This window comes from Streptomyces sp. NPDC058664, from assembly GCF_042716635.1.
Lineage (GTDB): Bacteria > Actinomycetota > Actinomycetes > Streptomycetales > Streptomycetaceae > Streptomyces.
In genome coordinates this window covers 1-18,115 of record NZ_JBHXRW010000019.1, presented here as the reverse complement: position 1 = coordinate 18,115, position 18,115 = coordinate 1, and the positions used below count along the sequence as shown (strand labels likewise).

The window sequence follows — 18,115 nt, the reverse complement described above, 5'->3', positions numbered from 1 at the left end:
AAGCCGTGAAGGGGTGCCTACCCCTCCGCCGTCTCCGGGGCCTTCGCGCGCCGGCCGCGCGGCAGCACCCGCAGGGCGTCGCCCATGTCCGCGACCTCCGTCACCTTCATGCCCGCCGGCACCTTGCCCGGGTCCGTCGGGACCAGCGCGTGCGTGAAGCCCAGCCGGTGCGCCTCGGCCAGCCGGCGCTGGACGCCCGTGACCCGCCGGACCTCGCCCGCGAGCCCGACCTCGCCGATCGCCACCAGGTTCTTCGGCAGCGGGGTGTCGCTCGCCGCGGAGGCGAGGGCGAGCGCGATCGCCAGGTCGGCGGCGGGCTCGGTGAGCTTCACGCCGCCCACGGTCGCGCTGTAGATGTCCCGCTTGCCCAGCGCGCTGATCCGGCCGCGCTGCTCCAGGACCGCCAGCATCATCGAGACGCGGGAGGTCTCCAGACCGGAGACGGTCCGGCGCGGGGAGGGGATCTGGGAGTCCACGGTCAGCGACTGGACCTCGGCGACCAGCGGCCGGCGGCCCTCCAGGGTGACCGTCAGACAGGTGCCCGGCACGGCCACGTCACGCCGGGTCAGGAAGAGCCCGGAGGGGTCGGCCAGACCCGTGATGCCCTCGTCGTGCAGCTCGAAGCAGCCGACCTCGTCGGTCGCCCCGTACCGGTTCTTGACGCCCCGGACCAGCCGCAGGCGCGCGTGCCGGTCGCCCTCGAAGCTCAGGACGACGTCGACCAGGTGCTCCAGGAGCCGGGGACCGGCGATGGCCCCGTCCTTGGTGACGTGGCCGACGAGGAGCGTGGACATGCCCCGCTCCTTGGAGGCCCGGATGAGGGCCCCCGCGACCTCGCGGACCTGGGCCATGCCGCCGGGCGCGCCGTCGATCTCGGGGGAGGCGACGGTCTGCACCGAGTCCATGATCAGGAGCGACGGCTTCACGGCGTCGAGGTGCCCGAGGACCGCCGACAGATCGGTCTCGGCCGCCAGGTACAGGTGGTCGCTGAGCGCGTTGATCCGGTCGGCGCGCAGCCGGACCTGGCTCGCGGACTCCTCGCCCGTCACGTAGAGCGTGCGGTGCTCGTCGCTCGCCGCCTTGGCCGCCACGTCGAGCAGGAGCGTGGACTTGCCGACGCCCGGCTCGCCCGCGAGCAGCACGACGGCGCCGGGCACGAGACCTCCGCCGAGCACCCGGTCCAGCTCGTCGACGCCGGTGGAGCGGGCGGTGGCCTGCCGGCCGTCGACCTGCCCGATGGGGACGGCGGCGGTGGAGACCCGGCCCGCCGCGGTCGTGCGGACGGCGGGCGCGCCGTACTCCTCGACCGTCCCCCAGGCCTGGCACTCGGGGCAGCGGCCGAGCCACTTGGCCGTCTGCCAGCCGCACTCGGTGCAGCGGTAGGACGGCCTGTCCTTGGTCGATTTCGTACGGGCAGCCATGTCGCCACCGTAGCGGCCCCCACTGACAACGGGCCCCGGACCGGTTCCCGGCCCCGGAACGACCGGTTCCTGTCCCCTTTCGAGCGATACCTTCACCCGTAAGAATGAGAAGAACGCGACCGGTACGAAAAGTGCCCCCCGTGCTGCCTACGGTCACCGGGTGACGAGCAGCAGGCTGGAATCTCACGGACGCCCCACCGGCGCACACGGGGCGCACCGCGCCACGGACGAGGGACCGCGCACGCTCGGCCGCCGGCCCCCCGCCCGCTACGAGGCCGCCCTCGACGGCCTCTTCACGTACTGCCTCTCCGTGCTCTGCGACCACGACACGGCCACCGCCGTTCTCGGCGACGTCCTCGCCGTCGCCGAGCGCCACCACGGCCGCTGCCCCTCCGACGAGGACGGCCGTACGGCCTGGCTGTACGCCCTCGCCCGCTGGGCCTGTCTGCGCAGCCTCGGCGAGCAGCGCCGCAAGCGCCAGGGCGCCCACACCGGCCGGCCCGCCGTCACCGCGCCCGAGCCGCCCCGGATCCCCGAGGAGACCGCCGAGCGGCGCCGCGCCGAGCTCGCGCTGCTCGCCTGGCCCGAGGCCGCCGGCACCACGCCCGAGCAGCGCGAGGCCCTGGAGCTGGCCGTACGGCACGGGCTCAGCCACCGTCAGGTCGCCGCGGTGCTCTCCCTCGACCCGCTCGCCGCCCGCGAACTCCTCGCCACCGCCGGCTGCGAGGTCGAGCGCACCCGGGCCGCCCTCGCCGTCGTCGAGACCGGGAGCTGCCCCACCGTCGCCCGGCTCACCGGCGACCAGCGGGTACTCCTGTCGGCCGCCCTGCGGGCCGAACTCGTCCGGCACGTAGACGACTGCCCCCGCTGCCGGCGGGCCGCCGAACGCGTCGGCGCCGCCGGCCCCTGGCCGGGCGCCGGAGCCCTGCCCCCGGCCGGGCTGCCGCTCGTCGAGGCGCCCCGGGCCGCCGCGTACATGGCGATGCTGCACGTCCCCCGCGCGCGTGCCGGAGCCCCCCGCTTCATGCCGACCGGCTTCCCCATGGACCCGAAGGACCATGCGGCCCGCCGCGACCGGATGCGGGCCCGGGCGGTGACGACCACCGTGGTCGCGGCCGTGGTCGCCGCACCCGTCCTCGCCCTGTGGACCTCCTACCGGGGCGTTCCGGCCGCCGACGTGAGCGCCCACGACGGGTCCCGGGTCAGTGCGCGCGAGGCGGACGAACCGGTCGGCCCCGACGGCCGCCCCTACGACCGGTACGAGAACGCGGGCAACGCCCGTACGACCCCCGAGCCCCGCTTCACCCGGGGCAGCCGCGCCCCCGACGTCTCCGTCGAGGTGATCAGCCCCGGCGGCCCCACCGGCCCCATGGACCCGACCCGCCCCGGCGGGGCCGCGTCGGGCTGGCTCACGGTCGCGGCGCGCGGCCACGGCGACCTGACCCTGCTCACCCTCACCGCCTCCGGGGGCTCCCCCGTCGAGTGGTCGCTGTGGACGGACGCGCCCTGGCTGTACGTGAGCCGCGCCTCCGGCACGCTCCGTCCCGGCGAGACGATCACGATCGCCGTCCGCGTCGACCACGGCCGGGCACCCCGGGGCGCGTGGAGCGCCAGGATCGGGGTGAACCCCTCGGGCGCGGTGGTCAGGATCGACGGGCGCGGGGTCGGCGCCCCTCCGCCGGCCGCCCCGGTGGACCCGGCCGACCCGGTCACCCCGCCGCCGACGACCACCGAGCCGACGACCCCGCCGACGAGCCCGCCGACCACGGAGCCGACGACTCCGCCGCCGACGACGGAGGAACCACCGACGACACCTCCGTCGACCACTCCGCCGACCACGGAGCCGACCACGGAGCCGACGACTCCGCCGCCGACGACGGAGGAACCGCCCCCGACCACGACGGACCCGGGCACGACGGAGCCGACGACCCCGCCGCCGACGACGGAGGAGTCACCCTCGTCGCCCACGTCCTGAACGGGCTCCCGGGCCTCCGGACCGACCGGCGTACGGGGCCGGGCCCGGCGGTTAGGCCTTCGGGCCGGCCGGATGCGGGGCCCGGCGGTTAGGCCTTCGGGTCGGCCGGGTGCGGGGCCACCAGCGGCAGCTGCGAGGAGAGCCGCGCCTCACACAGCCCGGCCAGGACCTCGTACGCCTCCTTGCCCATCATCTCGGTGAGCTCGGGCCGGTACGTGACGTAGACCGGCTCCCCGGCGCCGTGCGCCGACGTGGCCGAGGTGCACCACCAGTGCAGGTCGTGGCCGCCAGGACCCCAGCCCCGGCGGTCGTACTCACCGATCGACACCTGGAGGACCCGCGTGTCGTCGGGCCGGTCGATCCAGTCGTACGTGCGCCGCACCGGCAGCTGCCAGCAGACGTCCGGCTTGGTCTCCAGCGGCTCCTTGCCCTCCCTGAGGGCCAGGATGTGCAGCGAGCAGCCCGCGCCGCCCGGGAACCCGGGACGGTTCTGGAAGATGCAGGACCCCTCCCAGCGGCGGGTCTGCCGGTCGCCGTCCTCGTCGAGCTGTACCCAGCCCGTCTCCGTACCGACGTCGTGGAACTGCCAGAGCTCCGGAGTGAGGCGTGCCACGTGCGTCGCGACCCGCTTCTCGTCGTCCTCGTCGGAGAAGTGCGCGCCCAGCGTGCAGCAGCCGTCGTCGGCCCGGCCCGCCTGGATGCCCTGGCAGCCGCTGCCGAAGATGCACGACCAGCGCGAGGTCAGCCAGGTCAGGTCGCAGCGGAAGACCTGCTCCTCGTCGGCCGGGTCGGGAAACTCGACCCATGCGCGCGCGAAGTCGAGGCCCTTCTCGTCCGGCTCCACGTTCTTTCCCCGCTTCTTGCCGCTCTTCACGGCCTTGCCCGCCTCGGCGGCCCCGGTCGCCCCGCCGGCCTTCACGTCCGTCACAGCCGTCACGGCCGGCACACCCGTGTCGCCGCCGCTGTCCTTGCCCGGCTTCGCCTTCTTCGTCTTTGGCACAACACCAAGCGTATGCGGGTGCGCGCAGTACCGTTCCGCCCATGAGACTCGGAGTCCTCGACGTCGGTTCGAACACGGCGCACTTCCTGGTGGTGGACGCCCACCCCGGCGCCCGGCCGCTGCCCGCCCATTCCCACAAGGTGGAGCTCCGGCTCGCCGAACTCCTCGACGAACGGGGCGCCATCGCGCCCCACGGCGTCGAGCGGCTCACCGCGACCGTCCGGGACGCCCTCCTGGCCGCCGAGGACAAGGGCTGCGAGGAGGTGCTGCCGTTCGCGACCTCCGCGATCCGCGAGGCCAGCAACGCCGACGCCGTCCTCGCGTGCGTGAAGGACGAGACCGGGGTCGACCTCCAGGTCCTCACCGGCGAGGAGGAGGCCCGGCTCACCTTCCTCGCCGCCCGCCGCTGGTTCGGCTGGTCCGCCGGCAAACTGCTCCTCCTCGACATCGGGGGCGGCTCCCTCGAAGTCGCGTACGGCATCGACGAGGACCCCGACACGGCCGTCTCCCTGCCGCTCGGCGCTGGCCGGCTGACCGCCGGCTGGCTGCCGGGGGACCCGGCCGACCTCGACGACGTGAAGGCCCTCCGCCGCCACGTGCGCGCGCAGATCGCCCGTACGGTCGGAGTCTTCAGCCGCGCCGGCCGCCCCGACCACGTCGTGGCCACCTCCAAGACCTTCAAGCAGCTGGCCAGGATCGCCGGCGCCCCCGGCTCGGGCGAGGGGCTCTACGTCCAGCGGATCCTGACCCGCAAGTCCCTCGAGGAGTGGGTCCCGCGCCTCGCGGGGATGACCATCCCCGAGCGCGCGGCCCTGCCGGGCGTCTCGGAGGGCCGCGCCGGACAGCTCCTCGCGGGCGCGCTCGTCGCGGAGGGCGCGATGGACCTGCTCGGCGTGGAGGAACTGGAGATCTGCCCCTGGGCCCTGCGCGAGGGCGTCATCCTCCGCCGCCTGGACCACCTGCCGGAGCACTGACCGGTGGACGGCCCGGGACGGGACCGGCCGGCGGCCCCGGACCGGGGTGCGCGGACCGTACGCGGCCGCAGGGCGGCACAGGGCGGCCAGGGGGACGGAAGCCCGGCGTGACCTGAACCACCCTCCACTCCCCGGCCCGCCCCGTACCCTGTCCCCGTGGCAGAACCAGTGGTGCGCGTCCCGGATGCGAAGGTCGCCCTGTCGACGGCCTCGGTCTATCCGGAGTCGACGGCGACGGCCTTCGAGGTCGCCGCGCGCCTCGGCTACGACGGTGTCGAGGTCATGGTGTGGACCGATCCGGTCAGCCAGGACGTCGAGGCACTGCGCCGGCTCTCCGACTACCACCAGGTGCCGATCCTGGCCGTGCACGCCCCCTGCCTCCTCATCACCCAGCGCGTCTGGTCCACCGACCCGTGGGTCAAGCTCCGGCGCGCACGGGCGGCGGCCGAGAAGCTCGGCGCGTCCACCGTGGTCGTCCACCCCCCGTTCCGCTGGCAGCGCCAGTACGCCAAGGACTTCGTCACCGGCATCTGGCGGATGGCGGACGAGACCGACGTGCGGTTCGCCGTCGAGAACATGTACCCGTGGCGGTACAAGGACCGCGAGATGCTCGCGTACGCCCCCGAGTGGGACGTCACCAAGGACGACTACCGGCACTTCACGGTCGACCTGTCGCACACCGCGACCGCCCGCACCGACGCCCTCGCGATGATCGACCGCATGGGCGACCGGCTCGGCCACGTCCACCTCGCCGACGGCAAGGGCTCCGCCAAGGACGAGCACCTGGTCCCCGGGCGCGGCACCCAGCCCTGCGCCGAGCTCCTGGAGCGCCTCGCGCTCACCGGCTTCGACGGGCACGTCGTCATCGAGGTAAACACCCGCCGCGCGATGTCAGCCGCCGAACGCGAGGCCGATCTCGCGGAGGCCCTGGCGTTCACCCGGCTCCACCTCGCGTCGGCCGCCACCCGCTCCTCCCGGGTCCGCCGACCGTGACCGGACCGACCGGACCGACCGGACCGACCGGACCGACCGAGTCCGGACCGACCGGACCGGCCCCACGTCGGCGCGGCCGCCCCTCCCGCACCGGGGAGGAGGGCGGACCCGGCGCGCGCGAGCGCATCCTGGAGGCGGCCCGCGCCCAGTTCGCCGAGCGCGGCTACGACAAGGCCTCGGTACGCGGCATCGCCAAGGCGGCCGGGGTCGACCCGGCGCTCGTGCACCACTACTTCGGTACGAAGGACGAGGTCTTCGCCGCCGCGATCGAGGTCTCCTTCGAACCGGCGACCGTCGTCCCCGCGATCGTCGGCGGCCCGCGCGAGGGCATCGGGGAGCGGCTCGCGCGGTTCTTCATCGGCGTCTGGGAGAACCCGGTCAGCCGCGCCCCGCTCCTCGCGATCGTCCGCTCCGCGCTGACCCACGAGGCCGCGGCCAAGGTGCTGCGGACCTTCGTGCTGCGACGGCTCCTGGAGCGGATCGCGGACGAGCTCGACGTACCGGACCCCAAGTTCCGCGCGGAGCTGGCGGCCTCGCACATGATCGGGATCGCGATCATGCGGTACGTGATCCAGGTCGAGCCGCTGGCGTCGGCGGACCCGGAGAAGATCGTGGCGATGGTGGCCCCGACCCTCCAGCGGTACCTGACCGAGTCCTGAGGGCCATGGGGGCGCCGAGCGGCAACTGACCGAAAGCTGAACACCTCGTCCGGCATACGGACGCGCTGTCCAGATCTTGGGCCGTCGGCGTACGCTCGAAAGCAAGCACACCCATCACGAGGAGCGAGCGACGATGCCCGAGCTGAGGTCCCGCACAGTCACCCACGGTCGCAATATGGCGGGCGCACGCGCCCTTATGCGCGCCTCCGGTGTACCCGGCGCGGACATCGGCCGGAAGCCGATCATCGCGGTCGCCAACTCCTTCACGGAGTTCGTCCCGGGCCACACCCACCTCCAGCCCGTCGGCCGGATCGTCTCCGAGGCCATCACGGCCGCCGGTGCCATCCCGCGCGAGTTCAACACGATCGCCGTCGACGACGGCATCGCGATGGGTCACGGCGGCATGCTCTACTCGCTGCCCTCCCGCGACCTGATCGCGGACAGCGTGGAGTACATGGTCGAGGCGCACTGCGCCGACGCCCTGATCTGCATCTCCAACTGCGACAAGATCACCCCCGGCATGCTGATGGCCGCCCTGCGCCTCAACATCCCGACGGTCTTCGTCTCCGGCGGCCCGATGGAAGCCGGGCGCGCGACCCTGGTCGACGGCACGGTCCGCACGCTCGACCTGGTCGACGCGATGTCCGACGCCGTGAACCCGAAGATCTCGGACGAGGACATCCTCCGGATCGAGGAGAACGCCTGCCCGACCTGCGGGTCCTGTTCCGGCATGTTCACCGCCAACTCGATGAACTGCCTGACCGAGGCGATCGGCCTCTCCCTCCCCGGCAACGGCTCGCTGCTCGCCACCCACACCGCCCGCAAGGGACTGTACGAGGCCGCGGCCCGCACGGTCGTCGACATCACCCGTCGCTACTACGACGAGGACGACGCCTCCGTCCTGCCCCGTTCGATCGCGACCCGCGGGGCCTTCGAGAACGCCATGGCCCTCGACATCGCCATGGGCGGCTCGACCAACACGATCCTGCACCTGCTCGCCGCAGCGCAGGAGGCCGAGCTCGACTACGGCCTGCCGGACATGGACGAGGTCTCGCGCCGGGTCCCCTGTCTGGCCAAGGTCGCCCCGAACGTCGCCAAGGACCGCACGTACTACATGGAGGACGTGCACCGGGCCGGCGGCATCCCGGCCCTCCTCGGCGAGCTCTACCGCGCAGGTCTCCTCGACGAGGACGTCCACTCCGTCCACTCCCGTTCCATCAAGGAGTGGCTGGACACCTGGGACGTCCGCGGCGGCTCCGCGTCGGAGGAGGCCGTCGAGCTGTTCCACGCGGCCCCCGGCTGCGTCCGCTCGGCGACCGCCTTCTCCCAGTCCGAGCGCTGGGCCGCCCTTGACGTGGACGCGGCCGGCGGCTGCATCCGCGACGCGGCCCACGCGTACTCGAAGGACGGCGGCCTCGCGGTCCTGCACGGCAACCTCGCCGCCGACGGCTGCGTGGTCAAGACGGCCGGTGTCGACGAGTCGATCTGGACCTTCGAGGGCCCGGCCGTGGTCTGCGAGTCCCAGGACGAGGCCGTCGAGAAGATCCTGAACAAGCAGGTCAAGGACGGCGACGTGGTCGTCATCCGCTACGAGGGCCCGCGCGGCGGCCCCGGCATGCAGGAGATGCTCTACCCGACCTCCTTCCTCAAAGGCCGGGGCCTGGGCAAGACCTGCGCGCTTGTCACGGACGGCCGCTTCTCCGGCGGCACGTCGGGCCTGTCCATCGGTCACGCCTCGCCGGAGGCGGCCTCGGGCGGCACGATCGCCCTCGTCGAGGACGGCGACCGGATCCGCATCGACATCCCGAACCGCTCGATCGAGCTCCTCGTCGACGAGGCCACCCTCGCCGCCCGCAAGGATGCGCTGAACGGCGTGTACGCGCCGAAGAACCGGCAGCGCAAGGTGTCGGCGGCCCTGCGCGCGTACGCGGCGATGGCGACGAGCGCCGACAAGGGCGCGGTCAGGGACGTGACCAAGCTCGGCTGAGCCCGGCGACGATCGGCCGACCCCGGCGACGACCCGCGGCGGCGGGGAGCGGCACACGATGCCCGCTCCCCGCCGCCGCGGTGTTTCCCGGGTACGCGCACGGGCTACGCGCCCGCGTGACTCACCAGGACGCGGGGTCCTGCGTGTCCACCGCGAAGACGGAGCCGTCCGGGGCCGTCCCGAACACCCGGTCCCCCACGACCAGCGGCGGCGGCACCAGGGGCGCGTAGTCGAGCCGCCCGTTGAGCAGCCGCGGCCGGGTCTGGCCGATCAGGGCGCCGCGTACGGTGTCGACGGCGAGCAGCCGCCCGTCCTGGACGGAGAAGTAGAGCCGGTCACCGGGGCCGACGACCGGCGCGGACACGTTCCCGGCGCCCGTCTCCAGCCCCCACAGCACCCGCCCCTTCGGCGCCGCCGTGTCGAAGGCGGTGAGGTGCCCGTTCGCGTCGAGCACATGGACGACCGAGCCGCGCACGGCGACGCCCCGGACGTCGATCCGGTAGGGGAGGGGGAGCCGCCGCACCGCGCCGTCGTCCGGGTCGAGCAGGACGAGGGCGTCGACCAGTGAGGTCTGGTGGAGCGAGGCGAGGACCAGCGCTCCGTCGTCGGTACGACCCAGCGGGTCGAGGCCGCCGTCCAGGTCGCGCCGCCAGTTCACCTCGCCGGTACGGGGCCGGACGGTGCCGATCCGCGTGCGCGTCCCGTCGGGCGAGGTCTCGGAAACCGTGAGCAGCCCGGACGGGGCGTCGTACGGACCCGGCCGCGGAACTCCGAAGCCGGCGAGACCGTGCCGCCAGAGCTCCTTGCCGCTCCGGCTGTCGACGGCCCGGATCCCGCCCTGTCCGTCGGAGAGCACGACGGCGGTCCCGGCCGGCCGGTACAGCTCGGGGAGCTTCGCCCCGGCGCTCCAGCCGGGCGTGCCGCCGGCGGCCGCGTACGCCCGCAGCGGGCCCGCCGGGGCGGCGGCGCCGACCAGGCCGTCCGCGAGCGGGAAGGGGGTGGCCGGGGACTCCGCCCTGACGGGGACGGGCCGGGACCAGAGGACCCGTCCCGTCACCGGGTCGAGCCGGGCGAGGTCCACGCCCCGCGCCGAGCAGTACAGCGCGCCCCCGCCGTGGGTGCACGCGGGCGCGACCGTGGGCCCGTGCTTCTGGAGTGTGGTCTGCCAGCCGACGAAGGCCTTGGCCACCTCGGCCGGGCGGGTGGGGGTCTCGGGACCGCCGGGCGCCGAGGGGCTCAGGACCGCGTACAGACCGACCCCGGCCAGCGCGACCGCGGCGGCGACGGCGATCGGCAGCCGCGGCCGGACGCGCGTGCCCCGGCGGCGCGGAGGAGCCGCGGGGGCGCGTACCGGCGTGTCCGCGTCCCACGCGGGCGCGGGACCCTGGGCGCGGTCCTCCCCGTCCGGCAGGGCGGGCCGTCGGCGCTGCGCCGGTATGAACGCCTCCGCCGCGTACGAGGGCGGCAGCAGCGCCGCCATGATCTGGTCCGGCGTCGGCCGCTCGGCGGGCTCCTTGGCGAGGCAACGCGCGACCAGCGGCGCCAGCTCCACCGGCACACCGGTCAGATCCGGCTCGTCGTGGACGACCTGGTACGCCACGATGTACGGGCTGTCGGAGTCGAAGGGACCATGCCCGGTCGCCGCGTGGACCAGCACGGAACCCAGCGCGAACACGTCCGCCGCGGGCCCGACCTCCCTCGGCCGCTGGAACTGCTCGGGCGCCATGAACGGCGGCGAGCCGATGAGCTTGCCCGTCTCCGTGCGCAGATCGCTGTCGACCGGCCGCGAGATGCCGAAGTCGATGACCTTGGGGCCGGTGTCGGTGAGCAGGACGTTGCTGGGCTTCAGATCGCGGTGCACGACACCGGCGCGGTGGATGTCGCGCAGTGCCTCCGCGAGTCCGGCGGTGAGCCGGCGCAGCTCGGCCGGAGCCAGCGGACCGTTCCGCTTGACCTGGTCGGCGAGCGTGGGCCCGGGGACGTAGAGGGTGGCCATCCAGGGGCGTACGGCATCCGGGTCGGCGTCGACGACCGGCGCGGTGAAGGCTCCGCTGACCCGGCGCGCGGCGGCGACCTCCTGGCGGAAACGCGCTCGGAACTCGGGGTCCTCCGCATACCGTGCGTGCACGACCTTGACCGCGAGTCTCAGCCCGGAGGCCGAGGCCGCGAGGTGTACGACGCCCATGCCGCCGGCGCCCAGACATGCCTGGAGACGGTAGTCGCCCGCGTACTCGGGCCCCTCCGCTTCCCGGCCGGCACCGGTACCGCGCAACGGCGGCATCGCCCACCCCCGTGTGAGTCCCCGTCACTCGCGCGCACGTGCGCGACCCGACGGAGCCTAGTCCATGGGCCTCGCGATGTCGGTGGAGCTTGCTAGCCTGCGCGTCGCACAGAGTGAAACTCAGTGGAGCGCTTTTGCGCCAAGGGGGAGGACACCATGGGTACGGACGAGAAGAAGCCCGCCGGGGAGACCGTGACCACGTTGAGCGCGACGCGCTACGCGGTCGCGCCGGGCTACCGGGTCAACGTGCGCTCGGGGCCGAGCACCCAGTACCCGATCGTCCGGGTCCTGCCCCTGGACACCACCGTGGCGATCTCCTGCCAGAAGAACGGCGAATGGATCAGCGGCCCCTACGGCACCACGCGGATCTGGGACAACATAGCGCCGGGTGAGTACGTCTCCGACGCTTACGTGCGTACGGGCAGCGACGGCTTCGTCGCGCCGCGCTGCGCCTGAGACCCTCCTCCGTCGCCCCGGGGATAATCGACCTCGTGAGCGACGAAGAGCAGACCCCCAGCACGACCGGTGGCACCCCCGCCGGCCCCCGGCCCGAGGAGATCCGCTTCTTCGGCACGACCTGGGTCGACCACGGCGGCCACTACGCGCTGCGCCGCGCCGGCCTGGCCGCCGGCTCGCTCGCCGCCGCGGTCGCGGCCGGCTTCCTGCTGCGCTTCGCCTACCAGGGCCTGCAGATCGCGGACGTCGGCGGCATCCTGAACACGCTGGTCGTCGTCATGTTCGCCGTCTGCAGCGCCATCGCCTTCCGTAAGACCTGGGAGGGCTTCCTCCGCCGGCCCGCCGACCCGGCCCGCGAGGAGTCCCTGCGCAGCCTCAAGGCGATCGGCTTCATCGGCTCGCTCCTCGCCTACTGCGTCCGCTGCCTCGTCGAGGCCCCCGGCGAGAAACTGCACCGCACGGAGTACGAGACGGCCCGCACCCGGTACGAGAAGCGCCGCGGCGCCCGCACCGGCAACCCGTCCGCCCGCAGGAAGCCCAGGCGCAACTAGCCCCGGGCACATGCGACCCCCGGATCCTTGACGGTCGGCACCCCCAGGCGCACTATTCATCACATGATGAATTATCCGGCGGGTGAGGCCGCCGACAAGGCCACGCCCAAGGCCACCGCCGACCCGGCCATCACCACCCACGCCCCGGCCGACACCACCCGAACCCCGGCCGTCACCGCCCACCACCTCACCGCCGTCCGAGGCTCCCGCACCGTCCTGCGCGGCCTCGACTTCACCGTCCCGGCCGGCCGGATCACCGGCCTCCTCGGCCCCTCCGGCTGCGGCAAGTCCACCCTCATGCGCGCGATCGTCGGCACCCAGGCCAAGGTCGAGGGAACCCTCGAAGTCCTCGGCCGCCCCGCGGGCGACCCCACCCTCCGCTCCCGCATCGGCTACGTCACCCAGGCCCCCTCCGTCTACGACGACCTCACCGTCCGTCAGAACCTCGACTACTTCGCCGCCGTACTGCTCCCCGGCCGTGCCCACCGCCACGACCGCCGCACGGCCGTCGACCGGGCCATCACCGACGTCGACCTCGCCTCGCACGCCGACTCCCTCGCCGGCCGGCTCTCCGGCGGCCAGCGCAGCCGCGTCTCCCTCGCCGTCGCCCTCCTCGGCACCCCCGAACTCCTCGTCCTCGACGAACCCACCGTCGGCCTCGACCCCGTCCTCCGCCGCGACCTGTGGAACCTCTTCCACCAGATCGCCACCGACCGAGGCACGACGCTCCTCGTCTCCTCACACGTCATGGACGAGGCCGAACGCTGCCACCGACTCCTCCTCATGCGCGAGGGCGAGATCCTCGCCGACGACACCCCCGAAGCCCTCCGCCACCGGAACGACACCGCCACCGTCGAGGAGGCCTTCCTCCACCTGGTCGACGCCGCAGCCGCCCGAGCAGCGCACCCGCACCCCCGAACCACCCAGGAGGAGCCCCGGCCATGAGCAGCGCCCGCACCCTCGCCACCGCCGCCCGCGTCCTGCGTCAGCTGCGCCACGACCCCCGCTCGATCGCCCTGATGCTCCTCGTGCCCTGCGTCATGCTCTTCCTGCTCCGGTACGTCTTCGACGGAAGCCCGGGCACCTTCGACAACATCGGCGCCTCCCTCCTCGGCATCTTCCCGCTCATCACGATGTTCCTGGTGACCTCCATCGCCACCCTCCGCGAACGCACCTCCGGCACCCTGGAACGCCTCCTCGCCATGCCCCTCGGCAAGGCCGACCTCATCGCCGGCTACGCCCTCGCCTTCGGCCTCCTCGCCGTCGTCCAGTCCACCCTGGCCACCGGCCTCGCCATCTGGTTCCTCGGCCTCGACGTCATCGGCTCCCCCTGGCTCCTGCTCCTTGTCGCCCTCCTCGATGCCCTCCTCGGCACCGCCCTCGGCCTCTTCGTCTCCGCCTTCGCCGCCTCCGAGTTCCAGGCCGTCCAGTTCATGCCGGCCGTGATCTTCCCCCAGCTGCTGCTCTGCGGACTGTTCACCCCGCGCGACCGGATGGCCCCCGCCCTCGAAGCGATCTCCGGCGTCCTGCCGATGTCGTACGCCGTCGACGGCATGAACCAGGTCCTCCGCCACCCCGACATCACCGGCGACTTCGTCCGCGACGCCCTCGTCGTCGCCGGCTGCGCCCTCCTCGTCCTCGGCCTCGGCGCGGCCACCCTTCGCCGCCGCACCGCCTGACCGCCCCTCGGACACCCGCACACCACCCGGCCCACCGGTGCGAGGATGACGACACGTACCCCCTCCGGCGAGGTGAACAGAGCCATGACCCAGACCGTCGCAGTCCTCGGCACCGGCAAGATCGGTGAAGCGCTCCTCAGCGGCATGATCCGCGCGGGCTGGCGCCCCGCGAACCTCCTGGTCACCGCCCGCCGCGCCGAACGCGCCGAGGAACTGCGCACCCGCTACGGCGTCGAGACCGTCACCAACGCCGAGGCCGCCAAGCGCGCCGACACCCTCATCCTGGCCGTCAAGCCCCAGGACATGGGCCGCCTCCTCGACGAACTCGCCCCGCACGTCGCCGCCGACCGCCTGGTCATCAGTGCCGCCGCCGGCATCCCCACCTCCTTCATCGAGGAGCGCCTCGCCACCGGCACCCCCGTGGTCCGCGTCATGCCCAACACCCCCGTCCTGGTCGACGAGGGGATGTCCGTCATCTCGGCCGGCAGTCACGCCACCCCCGAGCACCTCGCCCACACCGAGGAGATCTTCGGCGGCGTCGGCAAGACCCTTCGCGTCCCCGAGTCCCAGCAGGACGCGGCCACCGCCCTCTCCGGCTCCGGCCCCGCCTACTTCTACTTCCTGGTCGAGGCCATGACCGACGCCGGCATCCTCCTCGGCCTGCCCCGCGCCCAGGCCCACGACCTCATCGTCCAGGCCGCCATCGGCGCCGCCGTGATGCTCCGCGACAGCGGCGAACACCCGGTCAAACTCCGCGAGGCCGTCACCTCTCCGGCCGGCACCACCATCAGCGCCATCCGCGAGCTGGAGAACCACGGCGTCCGCGCCGCCCTCATCGCCGCCCTCGAAGCCGCCCGCGACCGCAGCCGCGAACTCGCCTCGGGCAACAGCTGACGCCCTGCCCCCGCCCCGCCGGGGTCACCGGCCCCCGGCGGACACCCCCTCCACGACCTCCTCCGTCGACACGACCTTCGCGAACTGCCCCCCGTGCAGGGACACGGCCGTCGCCCGGGACAGCTCGTCGGCGCTCCGCGACCACCCGAACGGCCCCTCCAGGTCGAAGGTGTGCATCGCGTCCAGCGGGAACACCACGTCGAACCCGAGGTTCCCGCCCATCCGGGCCGTCGTCTCGTTGCACATGTTCGTCTGGATCCCGACGATCACGATCTGCGCGATGTCCTGCCCCGCCAGCCACTCCTGCAGCGACGGCTCTCCGTAGAAGGCAGAGTTCACGGACTTCGTCACCAGCAGCTCGGGCCCGGCACCCTTCCCGCGCCGCTCCTCGACGAAGTCCTTGAAGTCGTTCCCCACGTACCCCTTCCGCAGCGGCGACTGCGAGCCCTCCACCGAGTCGTGCCGCACGAAGACGACCGGCCGCCCCGTCTCCTGCCACAGGTCGATCAGAGCCGCGATGTTCTCCTCCGCGGCCGGATTGTTCCGCTTCCCCCAGAACTCCTCCTCGAAGCCCTTCTGCACGTCGATGACAACCAGCGCTGCGTTCTGTGCGATCTCCATGTCCACGATCCTTCCTCCGGCCGACCCCCTCTCCCAGAGGAACGAATGACAGCGATCGATGGTTTACTGCCACACGTGCCGTCCACCCCCCCTCGCGCCCCCAGCGCATCGCGCTCCTCTCCTTCCCCGGCATCCGGGCCTTCGACGTCTCCGTCATCACCGAGGTCTGGGGCAGCGACCGCAGCCTCCGAGGCGTCCCGCCCTTCGAGCTCCGCCGGGCCGCCGCCGATCCGCACACCCCCGTCCCCCTGCGCGGCGGCCTCACCCTCACCCCCGACCGCCCGCTCAGCTGGCTCGACGAGCTCACCACCACCGACCTGCTCCTCGTCCCCGGCATCGAAGACCCCGACGCCGACCTTCCGGCCCCCGTCCTCGACGCCCTCCGCCGCGCCCACACCGCCGGCATCCCGGTCGCCTCGCTCTGCGCCGGCGCCTTCGTCCTCGCCCGCGCCGGACTCCTCGACGGCCGCCGCGCCGTCACCCACTGGCACCTCGCCGACACCCTGGCCGCCCGCCACCCGGAGATCCAGGTCGAACCCGACGCCCTCTTCCTCGAGGACACCGGCATCTGGACCTCCGCCGGCACCGCCGCCGGCATCGACCTCTGCCTCCACCTCGTCCGCACCGCCCACGGAGCCGAGGCCGCCGCCTCCATCGCCCGCTCGATGGTCACCGCCCCCTTCCGCACGGGCACCCAGGCCCAGTTCATCGAGCACCCCACTCCCCGCGCCGACCGCGACGCCGACGCCCTGGCCGACGTCCGCGCCCACGCCCTCGCTCACCTCGACGAGCCCCACACCGTCGCGACCCTGGCCGCCCGCGCCGGCATGTCCCCCCGCTCCTTCGCCCGCCACTTCCAGGCCACCACCGGAACCACCCCCCTGCACTGGCTCATCGGCCGGCGTGTCGCCGCCGCGCAGAAACTCCTCGAACTCACCGACCACCCCCTCCCCGAGGTGGCCCGCCGCGCGGGCTTCGGCAGCGAGGTCACGATGCGCCAGCACTTCGCCTCGCACCTCGCCACCAGCCCGCGCGACTACCGCAACGCGTTCCGTCACCCGGCAGGCAACAGCCCGATCGCGCCATAGGCCCGGTCCACCAGGGGCCGAGCCGTCCCCCGGGCCCGCTCGGCCCCGTCCCGTAGCACCTGATCCACGAAGCCGGGGTCCGCCGCGAGCTCGGCATGCCGCTCCCGCAAGGGCCTCAGCAGCTCGACGACCGCGTCCGCCGTGTCCTTCTTCAACGCTCCGTACGTTTCATATACACCGGCCAGCGCCTCCGGGTTCCCATCCGTCGCGGCAGCCAACAGATCGAGCAGGTTGGCGACCCCTGGCCTGCCCTCCCGGTCGTACTCCACGTCCCGCCCGCTGTCGGTCACGGCCCGCATGATCTTCCGCCGCACGGTCTCCGCGTCATCGAGCAGATAGACGATCCCGGCCCCGTTCACGTGCGACTTCCCCATCTTCGACGTGGGGTCCTGAAGGTCCATGACCCGCGCGGCCACCTCCGGCCGCGTCGCCCTCGGCACCGTGAACGTGTGCCCGTACCGCTGGTTGAACCGCACCGCCAGGTCCCGGGTCAGCTCCACGTGCTGCGTCTGGTCCTCACCCACCGGCACCTCGTCGGCCCCGTACGCCAGGATGTCCGCCGCCATCAGCACCGGATACGTCAGCAACGACAGCCGTACCCCCTGCCCCGCGGCCTGCGCCCGGACGCTCTTCTCCTTGTACTGGATCATCCGCCGCAGCTCGCCGTCCGTGGCCGTGCACTCCAGCAGGTACGACAGCCGCGCGTGCTCGTCGACATGACTCTGTACGAACAAGGTGCACAGCTCCGGATCGAGCCCCGCGGCGAGGAGCAACGTGGCCGCCTGCCGGCTGAGCCGCCTCACCCGCGCGGGCTCGTGCTCGACGGTCAGCGCATGCAGGTCCACGACGCTGAACAGCGCGTCCGCCCGATGCTGATCAATCTCGACCCACCGCCGGACGGCCCCGAGGTAGTTGCCCAGCGTCAGGTGCCCGGTCGGCTTGACCCCGCTGAAGATCCTCGTCATCGCGTTTCGTTCTCCCTCTTCTCCTGGGCGCCGACCCGACGGCCGCCTCCCGGAGGGGGATACGCGAACGGCCGCCGAGAGCGGCGGCCGCGTGGTGCATGCGCGAGTGCGGGCCGCCGTCAGGCGGCCCACCACTGGGTGGTGTGCGCACGCGTAGTCATACGCAGAGAGTACGCCTCAGGGCCTGGGTTGACATGGGAATCGCCGATCCGTAAGGTTCTCCGAGTTGTCCGACGTGAGCACCGACCCCGGTCGGCCCCGGACAGCCATTCCGCAAGACCTACTGAAGCTGATGGTGCTTTGCCGCGCCATCGTGCTCTCCGTGCGTTTTTGCGAAATGAGGGAATCCGCGTTCGAAATCTGAGCGCAGCCCCCGATTAGCGTCGGAGGCAGGGAATCCGCTAAAGTCTCACTCGTCGGAACGGCCCAACAGCCGGAAAGACGAATCCCGCTGACTGGGAATCAGATGCCGAAAGGATCTGATAGAGTCGGAAACGCAAGAACACGAAGTACCGGAGGGAAAAGCCCGGAGGAAAGCCCGTGAGGGTGAGTACGAAGGAAGCGTCCGTTC

Annotated in this window: 16 protein-coding genes; 11 read left to right on the top strand and 5 right to left on the bottom strand. The window is 73.0% G+C overall.

Translation table 11 applies throughout. The annotated features are described in order from the left end of the window. Positions 1-17: 17 nt before the first annotated feature. Positions 18-1,421 carry a DNA repair protein RadA gene (gene radA, locus ACFWUY_RS17295; RefSeq protein WP_384108253.1) on the bottom strand — a complete coding sequence of 468 codons (1,404 nt, stop codon included), beginning with the start codon at positions 1,419-1,421 and terminating at the stop codon, positions 18-20. 160 nt (positions 1,422-1,581) lie between these two features. Between radA and ACFWUY_RS17290 the strand changes: the two genes are divergently transcribed. Further along, complete coding sequence (locus ACFWUY_RS17290) at positions 1,582-3,396, top strand: hypothetical protein (protein ID WP_384108251.1); 1,815 nt, start codon at positions 1,582-1,584, stop codon at positions 3,394-3,396. 88 nt (positions 3,397-3,484) lie between these two features. Here the strand turns inward: ACFWUY_RS17290 and ACFWUY_RS17285 are convergent, their stop codons facing one another. Beyond that, positions 3,485-4,396, bottom strand: a complete 912-nt coding sequence (locus ACFWUY_RS17285; RefSeq protein WP_384108249.1) for a hypothetical protein — start codon at positions 4,394-4,396, stop codon at positions 3,485-3,487. 41 nt (positions 4,397-4,437) lie between these two features. On the opposite strand from ACFWUY_RS17285, the gene ACFWUY_RS17280 reads away from it, so the two are divergent. From ACFWUY_RS17280 to ilvD, 4 genes are all read left to right on the top strand, one after another. After that, complete coding sequence (locus tag ACFWUY_RS17280) at positions 4,438-5,370, top strand: Ppx/GppA family phosphatase (protein ID WP_384108247.1); 933 nt, start codon at positions 4,438-4,440, stop codon at positions 5,368-5,370. 156 nt (positions 5,371-5,526) lie between these two features. Beyond that, a complete protein-coding gene (locus tag ACFWUY_RS17275) occupies positions 5,527-6,363 on the top strand; it encodes a sugar phosphate isomerase/epimerase family protein (RefSeq protein WP_384108244.1) in 837 nt (278 codons plus the stop codon). After that, complete coding sequence (locus ACFWUY_RS17270) at positions 6,360-7,022, top strand: TetR family transcriptional regulator (protein ID WP_384108241.1); 663 nt, start codon at positions 6,360-6,362, stop codon at positions 7,020-7,022. The genes ACFWUY_RS17275 and ACFWUY_RS17270 overlap by 4 nt, the downstream gene beginning before the upstream one ends. Before the next feature lie 133 nt (positions 7,023-7,155). Then, the gene (gene ilvD, locus ACFWUY_RS17265) at positions 7,156-9,009 is read left to right on the top strand and encodes a dihydroxy-acid dehydratase (protein WP_384108239.1); all 1,854 of its coding nucleotides are present in this window, start codon (positions 7,156-7,158) and stop codon (positions 9,007-9,009) included. Between the two features lie 121 nt (positions 9,010-9,130). On the opposite strand, the gene ACFWUY_RS17260 is transcribed toward ilvD, so the two are convergent. Further along, on the bottom strand, positions 9,131-11,290 hold the full coding sequence (locus ACFWUY_RS17260) for a PQQ-binding-like beta-propeller repeat protein (RefSeq protein ID WP_384108237.1): 2,160 nt from the start codon (positions 11,288-11,290) through the stop codon (positions 9,131-9,133). A 156-nt stretch (positions 11,291-11,446) separates the two neighbouring features. On the opposite strand from ACFWUY_RS17260, the gene ACFWUY_RS17255 reads away from it, so the two are divergent. The 5 genes from ACFWUY_RS17255 (at position 11,447) to proC (ending at position 14,870) form a co-directional block, all read left to right on the top strand. Beyond that, a complete protein-coding gene (locus ACFWUY_RS17255; protein WP_384108235.1) occupies positions 11,447-11,746 on the top strand; it encodes an SH3 domain-containing protein in 300 nt (99 codons plus the stop codon). 35 nt (positions 11,747-11,781) lie between these two features. After that, entirely contained in the window at positions 11,782-12,297 is a 516-nt protein-coding gene (locus ACFWUY_RS17250) for a hypothetical protein (protein WP_384108233.1), read from the top strand. 63 nt (positions 12,298-12,360) lie between these two features. Next, positions 12,361-13,242: an ABC transporter ATP-binding protein gene (locus ACFWUY_RS17245; RefSeq protein ID WP_384108231.1), complete on the top strand. Its 882-nt coding sequence runs from the start codon at positions 12,361-12,363 to the stop codon at positions 13,240-13,242. Continuing rightward, the gene (locus ACFWUY_RS17240) at positions 13,239-13,976 is read left to right on the top strand and encodes an ABC transporter permease (protein ID WP_384108229.1); all 738 of its coding nucleotides are present in this window, start codon (positions 13,239-13,241) and stop codon (positions 13,974-13,976) included. The genes ACFWUY_RS17245 and ACFWUY_RS17240 overlap by 4 nt, the downstream gene beginning before the upstream one ends. 84 nt (positions 13,977-14,060) lie before the next feature. Then, the gene (gene proC / locus ACFWUY_RS17235) at positions 14,061-14,870 is read left to right on the top strand and encodes a pyrroline-5-carboxylate reductase (protein ID WP_384108226.1); all 810 of its coding nucleotides are present in this window, start codon (positions 14,061-14,063) and stop codon (positions 14,868-14,870) included. 24 nt (positions 14,871-14,894) lie between these two features. On the opposite strand, the gene ACFWUY_RS17230 is transcribed toward proC, so the two are convergent. Beyond that, a complete protein-coding gene (locus ACFWUY_RS17230) occupies positions 14,895-15,491 on the bottom strand; it encodes a cysteine hydrolase family protein (RefSeq protein WP_384108224.1) in 597 nt (198 codons plus the stop codon). 107 nt (positions 15,492-15,598) lie between these two features. Here ACFWUY_RS17230 and ACFWUY_RS17225 point away from each other — a divergent pair, with 107 nt between their 5' ends. Beyond that, positions 15,599-16,579 (top strand): GlxA family transcriptional regulator, encoded by a 981-nt coding sequence (locus tag ACFWUY_RS17225; RefSeq protein WP_384108475.1) that lies wholly within the window; start codon positions 15,599-15,601, stop codon positions 16,577-16,579. Here the strand turns inward: ACFWUY_RS17225 and trpS are convergent. After that, positions 16,546-17,544: a tryptophan--tRNA ligase gene (trpS, locus tag ACFWUY_RS17220; RefSeq protein WP_384108222.1), complete on the bottom strand. Its 999-nt coding sequence runs from the start codon at positions 17,542-17,544 to the stop codon at positions 16,546-16,548. The two genes, ACFWUY_RS17225 and trpS, sit on opposite strands and share 34 nt — an antisense overlap. Positions 17,545-18,115: the final 571 nt, after the last annotated feature.

Bases quoted from the DNA above. Each gene is read 5' to 3' on its own strand.
- radA (WP_384108253.1), bottom strand. From the start codon at position 1,421: ATGGCTGCCCGTACGAAATCGACCAAGGACAGGCCGTCCTACCGCTGC.
- ACFWUY_RS17280 (WP_384108247.1), top strand. From the start codon at position 4,438: ATGAGACTCGGAGTCCTCGACGTCGGTTCGAACACGGCGCACTTCCTG.
- ilvD (WP_384108239.1), top strand. From the start codon at position 7,156: ATGCCCGAGCTGAGGTCCCGCACAGTCACCCACGGTCGCAATATGGCG.
- ACFWUY_RS17260 (WP_384108237.1), bottom strand. From the start codon at position 11,290: ATGCCGCCGTTGCGCGGTACCGGTGCCGGCCGGGAAGCGGAGGGGCCC.
- ACFWUY_RS17255 (WP_384108235.1), top strand. From the start codon at position 11,447: ATGGGTACGGACGAGAAGAAGCCCGCCGGGGAGACCGTGACCACGTTG.
- ACFWUY_RS17245 (WP_384108231.1), top strand. From the start codon at position 12,361: ATGATGAATTATCCGGCGGGTGAGGCCGCCGACAAGGCCACGCCCAAG.
- ACFWUY_RS17240 (WP_384108229.1), top strand. From the start codon at position 13,239: ATGAGCAGCGCCCGCACCCTCGCCACCGCCGCCCGCGTCCTGCGTCAG.
- proC (WP_384108226.1), top strand. From the start codon at position 14,061: ATGACCCAGACCGTCGCAGTCCTCGGCACCGGCAAGATCGGTGAAGCG.
- ACFWUY_RS17230 (WP_384108224.1), bottom strand. From the start codon at position 15,491: ATGGAGATCGCACAGAACGCAGCGCTGGTTGTCATCGACGTGCAGAAG.
- trpS (WP_384108222.1), bottom strand. From the start codon at position 17,544: ATGACGAGGATCTTCAGCGGGGTCAAGCCGACCGGGCACCTGACGCTG.